Raw genomic sequence first — 13,327 nt, 5'->3', positions numbered from 1 at the left:
ATGACCGGACTGATGAAGGGTAAACGCGGCCTGATCATGGGCCTCGCGAACGACAAGTCGCTGGCGTGGGGGATCGCCAAGCGTCTCCACGAGCAAGGTGCCGAAATGGCCTTCTCGTACCAGGGCGACGCGCTGGAAAAGCGCGTGCGGCCGCTGGCGGAAAGCCTTGGCAGCGATTTCCTGATCGAATGCGACGTGTCCGACATGGCGGCACTCGATGTCGCATTCGAGACTCTGAAGGCGCGCTGGCCGACGATCGACTTCGTCGTCCATGCGATCGGCTATTCGGACAAGAACCAGTTGCGCGGGCGGTATTGCGACACCACGCTCGACAACTTCCTGATGACAATGAACATTTCGGCCTACAGCCTGGTTGCGGTGACGCAGCGGGCGCTGCCGATGATGTCCGCCGGTGCCTCGATCCTGACGCTGACCTACTACGGCGCGGAAAAGGTCGTGCCGCACTACAACGTGATGGGTGTGGCCAAGGCGGCGCTGGAAACCAGCGTCCAGTATCTCGCCAACGACTGCGGCCCCTCGGGCATCCGCGTCAACGCGATCTCGGCCGGCCCGATCAAGACCCTGGCCGCAAGCGGGATCGGCGATTTCCGCTACATCCTGAAGTGGAACGAGCTGAACAGCCCGCTGCGCCGGAACGTGACGATCGAGGACGTGGGCGGCGCGGGGCTTTACTTCCTGTCGGACCTGTCCTCGGGCGTGACCGGCGAAGTGCACCACGTCGATGCGGGCTACCACATCGTGGGCATGAAGCAGGAAGACGCGCCCGACATCGCGCTCAGCTGATTCGCAGCTTGGCCGATTCGGCCGGCTGATGCGGACCGGGGGCTGGCGGCAGGCTAGCCCCCGGCCAGCCTCAGGCTTTCGCCCTCCAGCCGCAGATAGCGGTCGACAAACTGTCCCGGCGTGCACGGCTCGCCGAAATGGTAGCCCTGCGCCTTGTGGCAGCCATGCCGGCGCAGAAACTGCGCGGCGGCGGCGCTTTCCACGCCTTCGGCGATTACTTCGAGGCCCAGGTCGCGCGCCATGCCGATCAGCCCGGTCACGATCGCGCGGTCCTTTGCCGAGGTCTGCATCGCCAGCGTGAAACCCTTGTCGATCTTGATGTGGCTGACCGGGAAATTGCGCAGCACGTTGAGCGACGCGAAGCCGGTCCCGAAATCATCGAACGACAGGCGCACGCCCAGCGCGCGGATCTGCCGCAACTGCGCCAGCACGGTGTCCTGCTGGTCGAGGATGATGTTCTCCGTGATTTCCAGTTCGAGCGCATCGCCCGGCAAGCCATGCGCCGCCAATGTGCCGGCAACGATCGCGGGCAGATTGCCGGGGCGGAACTGCGCCGCCGAAAGATTGACGCTGATCCCGAAACGGGGATTCGCGCGCCGCCACAGCGCGGCCTGGCGGCAGGCTGCGTCGAGCACCCAGCAGCCCACCGCGCCGGCGATGCTGCTGGCCTCCAGCGCGGGCAGGAACACCCCCGGCGCCAGCAGGCCATGCTGCGGATGCCGCCAGCGGATCAGCGCCTCGGCCCCGGTCAGCGCGCCATCTGCCAGCGCCACCTGCGGCTGATAGAACAGCACGAACTGGCCCAGCCCGAGCGCATGGTGCAGTTCCGCCTCGAACTTGCGCCGCGCGACCGCCCGCGCCCTGAGGTGCGGCATGAACATGGTGGTATCCCCGCGCCCGTTGTCGCGCGCCTGCAGCAGGGCCAGCTCGGCATTGCCGATCAGGTCGTCGGGCGTGCGCGCCTGATCGGGTGCCAGCGCAATGCCGCAATGGCTGCCGATGTGGATCTCGTGCCCCGCCACGCGCATCGGCCGGGCCAGCGCCCCGTTGATATCGCGCGCGACCTGCGCCGCGGCGACCGGATCGCGCAGCGGCAGCACCGTGGCGAATTCGTCGCCGCCGAGCCGCGCGACGTAGGCGGCCACCGGAACCACCGCGCGGATGCTCTCGCCCACCCGGCGCAGCACCGCATCGCCCACGGCCTGGCCGAGCGTGTTGTTGATGTCGGCAAAACCGGCCAGATCGGTCAGGATCAGCGCCGCCGGCGCGCGGCGATCGAACGCCTCGTCCAGTTGCCCCATCAGCAGGGCGCGGTTGGGCAGGCCGGTCAGCGGATCGAAATGCGCGAGGTGATAAAGCGCGTCTTCCTCGCGTAGGCGGTCCGTCAGGTCCTGCACCAGCACGCCGAACAGCGTCCGCTCGCCCTCGTGCCAATGCGACCAGTGCAGTTCCGCAGAGAAGCGACTGCCGTCGCGGCGCTGCGCCGTCAGCACCGTGCCGCGCGTGATCGGCAGGTTGCCCAGCCGGACACGGCGCAAATCGGCGCCGACCGCCGTGCGATCCGCTTCGGCCACCAGCCGCTCGACCGGGGCGCCCACGAGGTCTGCCTCGGCCCATCCGAACAGCGCGGCGGCGGCGGGATTGCAGGTGGTGATCCGTCCCTGCTCGTCGAAACACACCACAGCGCCGGGCGAAGTCATGGCGCGCGCCTTGAACCGGGCGGGCCGGGCCTGCGCGGCGACATCCAGCCTGCGCAATTCCAGCTTGTCCGACACCAGCCGCGCCAGCTCGGCCAGCCGCGTGCGATCCTGCGCCGAAAAGCCCGCGTGCGGCTCGGGATCGACCACGCACAAGGCGCCCAGCGCATGACCCGACGGCGCGCGCAAGGCCGCACCGGCGTAGAAACGGATCGCGCCCGAGGCGACGAGCGGATTGTCGTGAAAGCGCGGGTCGAGCGCGGCGTCCTCCACCACCATGATCCCGTCCTGGGTCATGGCATGGGCGCAGAAGCTCGCATCGCGCGAGAAATCACAGGGAGCAATGCCCTTGCTGGAAACGAGGAACACCTGTTCCTCGCCCACGAGATTGACCGCCGCGCCGGGGCAATCGAACAGGCGCGCGGCCATCCCGACGATCGCGTCGAGACTGGCGAGCGCCTGCTCGTCCTCGATCCGGTATTCGGCCAGAGCGCGCAGGCGGTCCGGCTCGTCAGGTGATCGGTCAGGGCACCGCAAGGTCCGCCTCCTCGCGACAGATCTAGCCCGGAACTGGGAAAAATCTTCCGGAAAGGGGGCTAGGTATATGTCGCATGAACGGTGGCGGCAATATGTCCCCGTGCCAGTGGTTTACCGCTGCGGCGGCACCGACAGCGGTGCAGGTGCCGCAGGCTGGGCGGGCTGGGTGGTGGCAGACTCGGCCGCGCGTTCGCGGGCGAGCCTGGCGTCGTATTCCTTTTCGAGCTGTTCGACGCGGCCCTGTTCGGCTGCGGCGTCCTTGTCGATCGACTGAAGCCGCTTGGCGCGTTCTTCCTCGATCAGCTTGCCCATCTGCACGTCGGTGGCCTGCTTCTTTTCGGCGTAGGCCTGGTTGATCAGCTTGGCCATGCAGCCCGAAGCGCCGCCAGACCCCACCGGCGAGCAGGAATAGGCGCCGGCCGCACCTACGGTTTCATAGGCCTTCACGCGCTCGGTCCAGCTCTGATTGACCGAGGCATTGGGATTGTCGCGCAGCGGAGCGGGGATGCGGAACCGCTCGGATTCGTCCTTTCGGGCACAGACCGTGATCGATCCGTCCGAAGACGCCGGGCACGGATCGTCGCCATAGACGATGAGCTGGTTGACCTTCTCGCCCGGCTCACTCTGCGCCGCGGCGGGCAGGGGCGCGAGGCTGGCCATGGTGCCAAGCAGGGCGGCAGCGGCAAGAATGGGCTTCATCGATCAGGCACTCCGTCTGGGATCGGCCCGATATAGGCCGCTTATGCCTTGAACGGGAGATGAAACCCGATCCTTGGCCGGGATCAATTCAGATCCGCTTTGAAAGGGCGATGGCAACCTTGCAACCAAGGCGGACAGCGCCGAACAGCAGGGGATAGCCGGGCGCGCGCTCGGCCCCGGCGGCGAAGGCGGCGTCGCGGTGTGCGCGCTCGTCGTCACGGAACTCGCGAATCATGCCGGCCAGTTCCGGGTCCTCGTCGCCCAGTTCCTCCAGCTGCTCGGTATAGTGCAGGTCGATCTCGGTCTCGATTGCGGCGGTGCAGGCCATCGCCGCCTCCGGCCCCAGCAGCGCGGTGGCCGCGCCCAGCGCAAAGCCCGCCGCCGACCACACCGGCTGAAGCGCGGTGGGGCGCACGCCCCGCCTGGCGATCAGCGCATCGAAGCGGCGGCGGTGGTCTTCCTCCTGCCGCGCCATTTCCGCAATTTCGCCCGAATCGCGAGCGCGGTCGCCCATCACCGCCATCTGGCCGGCGTAGATCCGGGTCGCGCCATATTCGCCCGCCTGATCGACGCGCAGCATCTCGGCACTCTTGCGGCTGGTCATGCGGGCCTCCGGTTGCCGCGGCCGAGGAGGGCGAACACCGCCAGCGCTCCGGCCACGGAGATGAGGAAATTGTAGCCCGCCAGGCTGATCCCGAACAGGCTCCACGGCGCGACATCGCAGCGGATGATCGGCGCATTCATGATCGCGGCGAGCGGATCGCCGCTCGCGCCGCTGGTGCGCGCGCACGTGGTGATGCCCTGCCACCAGCCATATTCGACCCCGGCGTGGAAAGCCCCGATCGCGCCGCTGGCCAGCACCGCCAGCGCGGCGAGCCGGACCAGCGCGTCACCCAGGCGGCTGCCGCGCATCACGAGCGCGAGCAGCGCCAGCACGATCGCGGCGATATGCGGATAGCGCTGCCACCAGCACATCTGGCACGGGTAAAGCCCGAAGACGTATTGTGAAATCAGCGCACCGCCCATCAGCGCGGCGGGGACGAGAAGCACGAGCGTATAGGCGGCGCTGCGCGATTGCTGCGGCGTCATGGATCAGCGCTTCCTGAAAGCGATGGCCTGGGGCGTGGTGCGGCCGAGCGTCTGGACGGCGTAATAGAGCTGGAAGTCGTCGATGTTCTTCGCCTTCAGCTCTTCCGGCGTCATCTTGAAGCGCGGATCTTCGGCCTTGTCCTTTTCGAGATCCTTGTCGTCCTTGATCTCGTTGACGAGGTGCCCGCGCAGGTCGCTTTCGCGGTAGGAGCGCAGCGCGCGCTTGCGCAGGTCCGGATCGGAAATCTGCGGCACGGCGATGTCCGGATCGATGCCGCCTTCCTGCACCGATCGGCCCGACGGCGTGTAGTAGCGCGCCGTCGTCAGCTTGAGCGCGGTATCGCGGGTCAGCGGGATCAGCGTCTGCACGCTGCCCTTGCCGAAGCTGCGCTGGCCCATCACCACCGCGCGGTGCTGGTCCTGCAGCGCACCGGCGACGATTTCGGAGGCCGAGGCGGAACCTTCGTCGATCAGAACGATCATCGGCACGCCCCGCGCGACGTCGCCCGGCTGCGCGCTGTAGACCTCGTTGTCGCGCGCATAACGGCCGCGCTGCGAAACGATCGTGCCCTTTTCGAGGAACAGATCGGACAGCGACACCGCTTCATCGAGCAGGCCGCCGGGGTTGCCGCGCAGATCGAGCACGAGGCCGGCGGGGCGGCCGCCGGTCTTCGCCTTGATCTGTTCCCATGCGGCGGCAACTTCGGCGCCGACATTGGCGCTGAAGCTGGACACGGAGATCACGCCGACATTGTCCTTCACCTGCGAATCGACCGGCTTGAGATCGATGATCTGGCGGGTGACAGTGACATCGAACGGATCGTCGCGGCCGGGGCGGAAGATCGTCAGGCGGATGGGGGTCCCCGGTTCGCCGCGCATCTGGTCGACCGCTTCATCGAGCGTGCCGCCATAGATCAGCTTGCCGTCGAGGTGGGTGATGTAGTCGCCCGCCTTCACCCCGGCCTGGTCGGCGGGGCTGCCCTTGGTAGGCGCGATGACCTTCACCGCGCCGTCGTCCATCGTCACCGACAGGCCCAGCCCGCCATACGAGCCATCGGTCTGGGTGCGCAGGTTCTCGAAATCGCGCGCGTCGAGATAGGAGCTGTGCGGATCGAGCGTGGCAAGCATCCCGTCGATCGCGCCCTTGACCAGCTTGTCGTCGTCGACAGGCTCTACATAGTTCGACTTGATCCGCTCGTAGACGGCAAGAAGCTTGCCGAACTGCGGACCCGATTTCGCGTCCACCGCCGCGAGCCCGGCGGTCGTCGCCGGAATCAGGGCGACGGCCGAAACCAGCGCCGTCGCGCGGAGGAGGGAAGCGAAGGTCTTGCCCATAAAGGTCTTTCGGATGAGAGCGCGCTAAGCACGCGCTTTTATAGACGGTGCGTGATTAACGCCAGATGGAGCGAAAGGGCATTGGCGCCCCTCATTTGCCGCGCAGCAGTTGCAGCGGATTGACCGGCGCGCCGTCCTTGCGCAGTTCGACGGTGACGGTCGGCCGGCCCGGCCCGGCGCTGCCGAGCGGCGAGCCTTGCACCACCCGGTCGCCCACCGCCACATCGAGCCGCCCGAGATCGGTGACGAGCGAGGACCAGCCGCCCTCGTGCTCCAGGATCACGATCCGCCCATAGGTGCGATAGGAACCGGCGAAGGCCACGCGCCCCGCCGCCGGGGCGACGACCTGCGCACCGGGCACCGGCGCGAATGTGACGCCGCGCGCCGGCCCGGCGTCGCCCGCCTCCCCAAAGCCGCTGACGACACGGCCGGCAATGGGCATGATCCACGAAAAGCGCGGCGCAGGCGTGGGCGCACCGGGAGCGGCATCCTCGACCATCAGGACGTCGCCGGGCCGGGCCGGGCGCGGCACCGGGCCGGGCAGCGCGGCAAGCTGTTCGCGCAAGGCTCCATCCTGTTGCAGCCGGCCGATCAGCGCGGCGAGGTCGCGCGTTTCCTCCGCCAGGGCCAGCGCGCGGTCGCCCTCGCGGCTGGCGACGCCCTGCGCGGCGCGCGATTCGATACGCTGCCGGCTCTCGATGGCGGCCAGTTCCAGCCGGCGCGCCGCAAGTTTCGCTTCGCCGGCGTGCAGACGCGTGGCGGCGGCGCGGGCACGGTCCTGCAACTGCCGTCCCCGCACGATCTCGCCGCGCAGCGCGGCGGTGCGGCGGCGCACTTCGGGCAGCATGGTTTCCAGCACGGCGCGCAGGTAGACCGTGTCGCGCAGACTGTCTGACCGCATCAGGCTGAACGCCAGCGGACGGCGCGCCATCAGCTGCAGCGCTGCTGTCAGCCGCACCACCGGCTCCTGCCGCGCGGCCATGCGCAATCGCAGCGCGGCGCGCTGGCGATCGACCGCCGCGACCTGCCCCTGCGCCAGTTCCATTTCGGCTTCGGACTGCTGGATGCGCGCGGCGAGCGCGGCGGCCTCGGCCGCGGTGCGGTCCGCCGCTTGCGTGGCGCGGCGCGCCTGCGCCTCCAGCCGCTCGCCGCGCGTGCGGGCCTCCGCGAGCGACCGGGCCGCCTGCCGCAGCGCGTCGCTTGCCTGCGCGCCATCCTGATAGGGGGCCTGATAGGGCACGCCCTGCCCCAGCGCCTGCCAGCCCGCGAAAGCCGCAAGCACGGCGGTAAAGGCAAGGAAGGCAGCGCGTGACGTCATGACGGCACGCTTATCCTTCGCGGTGATAGGGATGGCCGGCAACGATGCTGGTGGCGCGCCACAGCTGTTCGGCCAGCATCGCGCGGGCCATCATGTGCGGCCAGGTGAGGTTGCCGAACGCGATCAGCAGGTCCGCGCTTTCGCGCAAGGCATCCTCGTGCCCGTCCGCCGCGCCGATCAGGAACCGCGCCTCGCGCACGCCGTCGTCGCGCCAGCGTTCCAGGATGCGCGCGAATTCGGCCGAGGAAAGCTGCTTGCCGCGCTCGTCCAGCGCGACGGTCCGCACCGGCGTGGCCGACGGCGGCGGCACGGTGCCGCCCCGATCGGGCAGCTCGGTCACCTTGAAGCCCCACGCGATGCGCTTGCCATACCGCTCCACCAGCTCGGCCTCTGGCGAACGGCCGATCTTTCCGCGGGCGATGATGTGGAGAAGCATGGGCAGCGTCTAGCCGACAATCTGGGCGAAGTCTCGGTCTGGTGCGCCTTCCGCATCCGCGGAAGGCTTGCCGCACCGGGCCGCTCGGGAAGCCCCGGATGGGCTTCCCTTGCTGTGATTACGCCTCGCCCTGGTCTCCGAACGCCCACATGCGTTCGAGATTGTAGAAGCTGCGCACTTCGGGGCGGAAGACATGGATCACCACGTCGCCGGCATCGACCAGCACCCAGTCGGCAGCGGGCAGGCCTTCGATGCGCGACGAGCCGTAGCCCGCGCGCTTGATGCGTTCGGCCAGCTTCTGCGCGATCGAGGCGACCTGGCGGGTCGAACGGCCCGATGCGATCACCATGTAATCGGCAACCGAGCTTTTGCCTTCGAGCGGGATCGAAACGATATCCTGCGCCTGATCCTCGTCCAGCGACTGGAGGATCAGTTCATACAGGCTGGTCGGTTCGGGCCTGGGGGTTGCACCGGCTTCGGCCGGCAGGGGTTGGGCGGTTGTCATGGAGTAAAAATGGTCTCCGTGGCTCTTGTTTCAATAAAGACAACGCCGAAGCCCTGATGAGGCTCCGGAAGCGGGGTGAGAGGGGGCGGGCGGGTTCAGGGCCGGTCTGCCCTGATGGAGCGATGCGTGACCATGTCGCGCATGGGACGACCAACGAAGCGACGATGCCAGTCCGGATCGGCCGCGCGAATCGCGGTGGCCGAGCGAGGATCGGGATCGAAACGCAGGATGGTCAGCGCCGGGGCGCTCCGTTTCGCGCCAAAAAAATCCTGTCCGGGCCGCCGGCGCCAGCGGCGCAACCAGGCCATGGCGGGGCTCGCCAAGGCAGCAGCATCATACCCCGGACGCGCGACAACCGCAATCGGCATCTCCCGCGCGATCCCGCGCCAGTCGCGCCAGCGGTGAAACTGGGCCAGATTGTCCGCGCCCATGATCCACACGAACCGCCGCTTGGGGTAGCGACGCTTCAGCGCGCGCAGGCTGTCGATGGTGTAGCGCGTGCCCAGTTCGCGCTCGATCGCGGTCGCGCGGATCGGCGCGCACCGGGCCGCGCGCTGCGCCGAGGCAAGCCGCGCGGCGAGCGGGGCCATGCCCGCGGCCGGCTTGAGCACGTTGCCCGGCGAAACCAGCCACCACACCTCGTCCAGCCCGAGCGCATCGCGCACGAACAGGGTGATCCGGCGGTGGGCGCCATGCGCCGGGTTGAAACTGCCGCCCAGAAGGCCGGTCAGGACAGGCACGACTGAGGTCAGGGGCGAACCTGTCCGCTGCCGCGCACCAGCCACTTGTAGGTGGTCAGCCCTTCGAGCGCGACCGGGCCGCGCGCATGAAGCCGCCCGGTGGCGATGCCGATTTCCGCGCCAAGGCCAAACTCGCCGCCATCGGCAAACTGGCTGGAGGCGTTGTGCATCACGATGGCGCTGTCCACTTCGGCAAGGAAGCGGTCCGCCACCTGCTGGTCCTGCGTCACCACCGCGTCGGTATGGCCCGAGGAATGGCGCGCGATGTGCGCCAGCGCATCGTCGATGCCGTCCACCACCGCAACCGAGAGAATCGCCTCGAGATATTCGGTGTCCCAGTCATCGTCCGCCGCTGCACCGATGCGCGGATCGATGGCACGCGCCCGCGCATCGCCCCGCAGTTCGCAGCCGGCGGCAATCAGCGGTTCGACCAGCCCGTGCGGATCGGGATAGGTCGCATCGATCAGCAGCGTTTCCATCGATCCGCAGATGCCCGTGCGGCGCATCTTGGCGTTGAGCGCGATGGCCTTGGCCATCGCCGGATCGGCTGCATGATCGACATAAGTGTGGTTGATGCCATCGAGGTGCGCCAGCACCGGCACGCGCGCTTCGGCCTGGACGCGGGCGACCAGGCTCTTGCCGCCGCGCGGCACGATCATGTCGATCAGGCCCGCCGCGCCCAGCATCGCGCCGACAGCGGCCCGGTCCTGCGTGGGCAGCAGCTGCACCGCATCGGCGGGCACGCCGCCCTCGACCAGCCCTTCGACCAGCGCCCTGTGGATCGCGCGGTTGGAATGAACCGCTTCCGAGCCGCCGCGCAGCAGCACCGCATTGCCCGACCGCACGCAGAGTGCAGCGGCATCGGCGGTCACGTTGGGACGGCTTTCATAGATGATGCCGATTAGCCCGATGGGAATCCGCACGCGCTGGAGCACCATGCCGTTGGGGCGCGCCTGCTCGTCGATCACCGCGCCGACCGGATCGGCCAGCACCGCCACATCATCGACCGCGGCAGCGATGCCTTCGAGCCGGGCTTCGTCCAGCCGCAAGCGATCGATCAGCGCAGGGGAAAGCCCGTTGGTTTCGGCGGCCGTCACGTCGCGCGCATTGGCGGACAGCACATCGGCGGCAGCACGGCGCAGCGAGGCGGCGGCAAGCTGGAGCGCGCGAGCCTTGTCGGCAGACGGCATCCGCGCAAGCTGGCGTCCGGCGGTGCGGCCGGCGCGGGCGAGCTGGGCGACGAGGTCGGTGACGGAAGCGGCGTTGGCCGAGGGCTGCTGCGTGGACATGGCGGCGCAACTACCACCTGGACGGCCGAATGTCAGCCCACCCCGCCCGCACGGCGATTTCGCCGAGTCGCGGGGGCCAAAAACGTCGCGCGCGGCAATCGGTTCCCGCAGAATGCGACGAAATGCGACCGGGCAGCTCGCTTCATCGACGGAGTCGCACGGCTCGCCCCGTCCCGATTCGACCGCGTGGTTCCCGGCGGGTACGTCGCCCCGTCCCGGACCGTCCGGTGCGGGCAAAAACAGAATACCGGGGGTCGCCCATCTTGCCGTCGATTACCAGGGACGGGCTGCTTGCCCGCCTGCGCAACTGGTTTCCTGAACGCGAATTCTTCATGCGGTCTCAGGGGCAGGTGCGCTTCATCCGCATTTCCAGCCGCGTCCAGATCGCGGCAGCCGGCATCGTCGCGGCGCTGCTGCTCGTGTGGATGCTGGCGCTGGCGTGGGTGCTGGTATCGCAGCTGCTCGCTTCGTCCGAGCGCGATGCCCTGCTGAAGCGCGAAGCCGCGGTGGCTTCGGCCGAAAGCCGCGTGGCGAAATATCGCGGCGGCATCGGCGATGTCGCCCAGGATCTCGAGCGCCGGCAGGACTACATCGAGAAGATGGTGGAAAGCCATGTCGGCGCGCTGCCCGCGGACCTGCCCAAGGGCACCGTGTCCGACAGCAGCGCCGAAGCCGACAAGACGGTGAAGAAGATCTCCATGGAGCTGCCCGAAGCCGCCGGCCTTGCCCGGATCGAGGCGCGGCAGCTGGCGCTGATCGAGCGCCTGACCCGCTATGCCGATGCGCGCTCCGCCCAAGCCGAGACCGCGATCCGCCGCGTGGGGCTGAACCCCGCGCTGATCGCCTCCGCCGACAGGCGCGCGATGGGCGGCCCGCTGATCCGCGTCGCCACCGGCTTTGGCGGGACGGACGATCCGCGCATGGCCCGCTTCGGTGCCAGCCTCGAGCGGATGAGCGCGATGGAGCAGGGCCTTGCCCGCATCCCCAACACACTGCCCGCGCGGCTCGAATATATTTCCAGCGGCTTCGGCTACCGCGCCGATCCGTTCGACGGCAGCGCCGCGTTCCACGCCGGGCTCGATTTTCGCGGCCCCATCGGCGCCCCGATCCACGCTGCCGCTGCCGGCACGGTCAGCTTCACCGGGGTTCGCCAGGGCTACGGCAACTGCGTGGAGATCAGCCACGGCAACGGGCTGATGACCCGCTATGCCCATATGTCGCGCATCGGCGCGCGACTGGGCGAGAAGGTGGACGCGGGCGCGGTGATCGGGCAGATCGGCAGCACCGGTCGCTCGACCGGACCCCACCTGCATTTCGAAGTGCGCATCAACGACCGCCCGGTCAATCCGCGCCCGTTCCTGGAGTCGAACCGCGATGTTTTCCAAGAAGCCCGCGCCGGACGGCCGGACGGCAGCCGGGGCTAGGCCGGTGGCCGCCGGCACGTTCTCGATCCTGGGCGCCGACATCGTCGTGAAGGGCGACATCGTCGCGAGCGCGGACCTGCACATCGACGGCACGGTGGAGGGCGACATCGCCTGCGCCGCTCTGGTACAGGGCGAAGGCAGCACGATCCGCGGCGCGATCCGGGCGAAAAGCGCGCGCCTGTCGGGCACCGTCCACGGCGGCATCGAAGCGGCCGAGCTGGTGATTCTCAAGACCGCGCGCATCGAGGGCGACGTCACTTATGACGCTCTTACGATCGAGCAGGGCGCGCAGGTCGATGGCCGCTTCGCGCACCGCGTGGCGGAAAACGAGGCCGCGCTCTCGCTGGTGGGGTAAGGCCGGGCATCCCCGCCCCGCCCGACAAGCCATGACGCCCGACAAGCCATGACCCCCAACGAAAAAGGCCGCCCCGAAAGGCGGCCTTTTCCTGTTCGGGTATCGAGACAACCGATCAGCTGTCCGACAGGCCTTCGGCGCGGCGCGCCTGGAGCCAGGCCTGCGCCTCTGCTTCCTGCGCGGCTTCGGCGGCGGCCTTGGAATGGGCCTCGCGCTCGGCACGGAGTTCCTCGATCAGCGCATCGCGGTCGGTGCCGAGGCGCAGGTCGGCCACGCCTTCGTCTTCCTCGATGCCCGCGCGCTTCGCCGCCTTGGCGACAAGCGCGTCAAGCTCGCGCTGCGAGCAGAGACCCAGCGTGACCGGGTCCTTCGGGTTGATGTTGGCGATGTTCCAGTGGCTGCGATCACGGATCGCGGCGATGGTGTTGCGCGTGGTGCCGATCAGCTTGCCGACCTGCGCGTCCGAGATTTCGGGGTGGTTGCGCAGGATCCAGGCGATGCCATCGGGCTTGTCCTGACGCTTGGAAACCGGCGTGTAGCGCGGCCCCTTGGTGCGGCTGACGGACAGCGGCGCCTTCTGCATGCGCAGGCGATAGTTGGGATTCGCCTGGCCGCGGTCGATCTCGGCCTGGTTCAGTTCGCCCGAGTGGACGGGATCGCGGCCGGTGTACTTCTGGCCGGCCAGATCATCGGCCATCGCCTGCACTTCAAGGATGTGCAAACCGCAGAATTCCGAGATCTGCTCGAAGGTCAGCGCGGTGTTGTCGACAAGCCAGGACGCCGTCGCGTGCGGCATCAGCGGATACGTGGGCTGGTTGCTCACGGGGCATTCTCCGGAAAGCGGAAACAATAAGGGCCGCCCCTTGCGGAGCGGCCGTAACCATCCTGATGTAGGCGACACCGCGCCGAACGGCAAGGTAAAAGCTGGAGAGCCCGACAACTCGCAAGGCGGATTTCTGCACGACCCAATAATTCAGCCATCAGATCGGCACCGGCCTGGTTAATCTACGGCTGCTCAAGGACCGGCTGGGTCGCAGCCAGCTACCATAAACTAGCTGATCGGCTCCTCGCCATGGCCAATCCGCATCAATGCGTCTTT

14 protein-coding genes are annotated in these 13,327 nt (G+C 68.4%); 3 read left to right on the top strand and 11 right to left on the bottom strand.

What is annotated here, in order from left to right:
* Positions 1-804: an enoyl-ACP reductase FabI gene (gene fabI, locus OLX02_RS05810; protein ID WP_264421006.1), complete on the top strand. Its 804-nt coding sequence runs from the start codon at positions 1-3 to the stop codon at positions 802-804.
* A gap of 53 nt (positions 805-857) precedes the next feature.
* Here fabI and OLX02_RS05805 read toward each other — a convergent pair whose 3' ends face one another.
* The 10 genes from OLX02_RS05805 to OLX02_RS05760 all read right to left on the bottom strand — a co-directional run bounded on the left by OLX02_RS05805 (position 858) and on the right by OLX02_RS05760 (position 10,449).
* Positions 858-3,038: a putative bifunctional diguanylate cyclase/phosphodiesterase gene (locus OLX02_RS05805; RefSeq protein WP_264421004.1), complete on the bottom strand. Its 2,181-nt coding sequence runs from the start codon at positions 3,036-3,038 to the stop codon at positions 858-860.
* 111 nt (positions 3,039-3,149) lie between these two features.
* Positions 3,150-3,737, bottom strand: coding sequence for a hypothetical protein (locus OLX02_RS05800; RefSeq protein ID WP_264421003.1), 588 nt, complete (start codon positions 3,735-3,737; stop codon positions 3,150-3,152).
* An 88-nt stretch (positions 3,738-3,825) separates the two neighbouring features.
* Positions 3,826-4,341 (bottom strand): demethoxyubiquinone hydroxylase family protein, encoded by a 516-nt coding sequence (locus tag OLX02_RS05795; protein ID WP_264421002.1) that lies wholly within the window; start codon positions 4,339-4,341, stop codon positions 3,826-3,828.
* On the bottom strand, positions 4,338-4,826 hold the full coding sequence (locus tag OLX02_RS05790; protein ID WP_264420999.1) for a disulfide bond formation protein B: 489 nt from the start codon (positions 4,824-4,826) through the stop codon (positions 4,338-4,340). Before OLX02_RS05790 ends, OLX02_RS05795 begins: the two co-directional genes overlap by 4 nt.
* A 3-nt stretch (positions 4,827-4,829) precedes the next feature.
* The gene (locus tag OLX02_RS05785; protein ID WP_264420997.1) at positions 4,830-6,161 is read right to left on the bottom strand and encodes a S41 family peptidase; all 1,332 of its coding nucleotides are present in this window, start codon (positions 6,159-6,161) and stop codon (positions 4,830-4,832) included.
* Between the two features lie 91 nt (positions 6,162-6,252).
* A complete protein-coding gene (locus tag OLX02_RS05780; RefSeq protein ID WP_264420995.1) occupies positions 6,253-7,479 on the bottom strand; it encodes a murein hydrolase activator EnvC family protein in 1,227 nt (408 codons plus the stop codon).
* 10 nt (positions 7,480-7,489) lie between these two features.
* Positions 7,490-7,915, bottom strand: a complete 426-nt coding sequence (locus tag OLX02_RS05775) for a 23S rRNA (pseudouridine(1915)-N(3))-methyltransferase RlmH (RefSeq protein WP_264420994.1) — start codon at positions 7,913-7,915, stop codon at positions 7,490-7,492.
* Positions 7,916-8,033: 118 nt separating this feature from the next.
* Entirely contained in the window at positions 8,034-8,420 is a 387-nt protein-coding gene (rsfS, locus tag OLX02_RS05770) for a ribosome silencing factor (protein ID WP_264420993.1), read from the bottom strand.
* Positions 8,421-8,515: 95 nt separating this feature from the next.
* Complete coding sequence (locus OLX02_RS05765; RefSeq protein WP_413630078.1) at positions 8,516-9,205, bottom strand: nicotinate-nucleotide adenylyltransferase; 690 nt, start codon at positions 9,203-9,205, stop codon at positions 8,516-8,518.
* Positions 9,169-10,449: a glutamate-5-semialdehyde dehydrogenase gene (locus OLX02_RS05760; RefSeq protein ID WP_264420989.1), complete on the bottom strand. Its 1,281-nt coding sequence runs from the start codon at positions 10,447-10,449 to the stop codon at positions 9,169-9,171. Before OLX02_RS05760 ends, OLX02_RS05765 begins: the two co-directional genes overlap by 37 nt.
* A gap of 263 nt (positions 10,450-10,712) precedes the next feature.
* Here OLX02_RS05760 and OLX02_RS05755 point away from each other — a divergent pair, with 263 nt between their 5' ends.
* Together OLX02_RS05755 and OLX02_RS05750 are read left to right on the top strand one after the other, a co-directional pair.
* Positions 10,713-11,873: a M23 family metallopeptidase gene (locus OLX02_RS05755; protein WP_264420987.1), complete on the top strand. Its 1,161-nt coding sequence runs from the start codon at positions 10,713-10,715 to the stop codon at positions 11,871-11,873.
* A complete protein-coding gene (locus OLX02_RS05750; RefSeq protein ID WP_264420985.1) occupies positions 11,824-12,228 on the top strand; it encodes a bactofilin family protein in 405 nt (134 codons plus the stop codon). The genes OLX02_RS05755 and OLX02_RS05750 overlap by 50 nt, the downstream gene beginning before the upstream one ends.
* Positions 12,229-12,343: 115 nt before the next feature.
* On the opposite strand, the gene OLX02_RS05745 is transcribed toward OLX02_RS05750, so the two are convergent.
* The gene (locus OLX02_RS05745) at positions 12,344-13,051 is read right to left on the bottom strand and encodes a DUF1013 domain-containing protein (RefSeq protein ID WP_264420983.1); all 708 of its coding nucleotides are present in this window, start codon (positions 13,049-13,051) and stop codon (positions 12,344-12,346) included.
* Positions 13,052-13,327 lie beyond the last annotated feature (276 nt).

The organism is Novosphingobium sp. KCTC 2891, assembly GCF_025938155.1.
Classification (GTDB): domain Bacteria; phylum Pseudomonadota; class Alphaproteobacteria; order Sphingomonadales; family Sphingomonadaceae; genus Novosphingobium.
The sequence above is the reverse complement of the archived record's forward strand: the minus strand, read 5'-3'. Positions and strand labels throughout refer to the sequence as shown.

Excerpts from the sequence above, each read along its gene's own strand:
- OLX02_RS05775 (WP_264420994.1), bottom strand. The coding sequence starts at position 7,915 with ATGCTTCTCCACATCATCGCCCGCGGAAAGATCGGCCGTTCGCCAGAG.
- OLX02_RS05785 (WP_264420997.1), bottom strand. The coding sequence starts at position 6,161 with ATGGGCAAGACCTTCGCTTCCCTCCTCCGCGCGACGGCGCTGGTTTCG.
- OLX02_RS05795 (WP_264421002.1), bottom strand. The coding sequence starts at position 4,341 with ATGACCAGCCGCAAGAGTGCCGAGATGCTGCGCGTCGATCAGGCGGGC.
- OLX02_RS05780 (WP_264420995.1), bottom strand. The coding sequence starts at position 7,479 with ATGACGTCACGCGCTGCCTTCCTTGCCTTTACCGCCGTGCTTGCGGCT.
- OLX02_RS05800 (WP_264421003.1), bottom strand. The coding sequence starts at position 3,737 with ATGAAGCCCATTCTTGCCGCTGCCGCCCTGCTTGGCACCATGGCCAGC.
- fabI (WP_264421006.1), top strand. The coding sequence starts at position 1 with ATGACCGGACTGATGAAGGGTAAACGCGGCCTGATCATGGGCCTCGCG.
- rsfS (WP_264420993.1), bottom strand. The coding sequence starts at position 8,420 with ATGACAACCGCCCAACCCCTGCCGGCCGAAGCCGGTGCAACCCCCAGG.
- OLX02_RS05760 (WP_264420989.1), bottom strand. The coding sequence starts at position 10,449 with ATGTCCACGCAGCAGCCCTCGGCCAACGCCGCTTCCGTCACCGACCTC.
- OLX02_RS05790 (WP_264420999.1), bottom strand. The coding sequence starts at position 4,826 with ATGACGCCGCAGCAATCGCGCAGCGCCGCCTATACGCTCGTGCTTCTC.
- OLX02_RS05750 (WP_264420985.1), top strand. The coding sequence starts at position 11,824 with ATGTTTTCCAAGAAGCCCGCGCCGGACGGCCGGACGGCAGCCGGGGCT.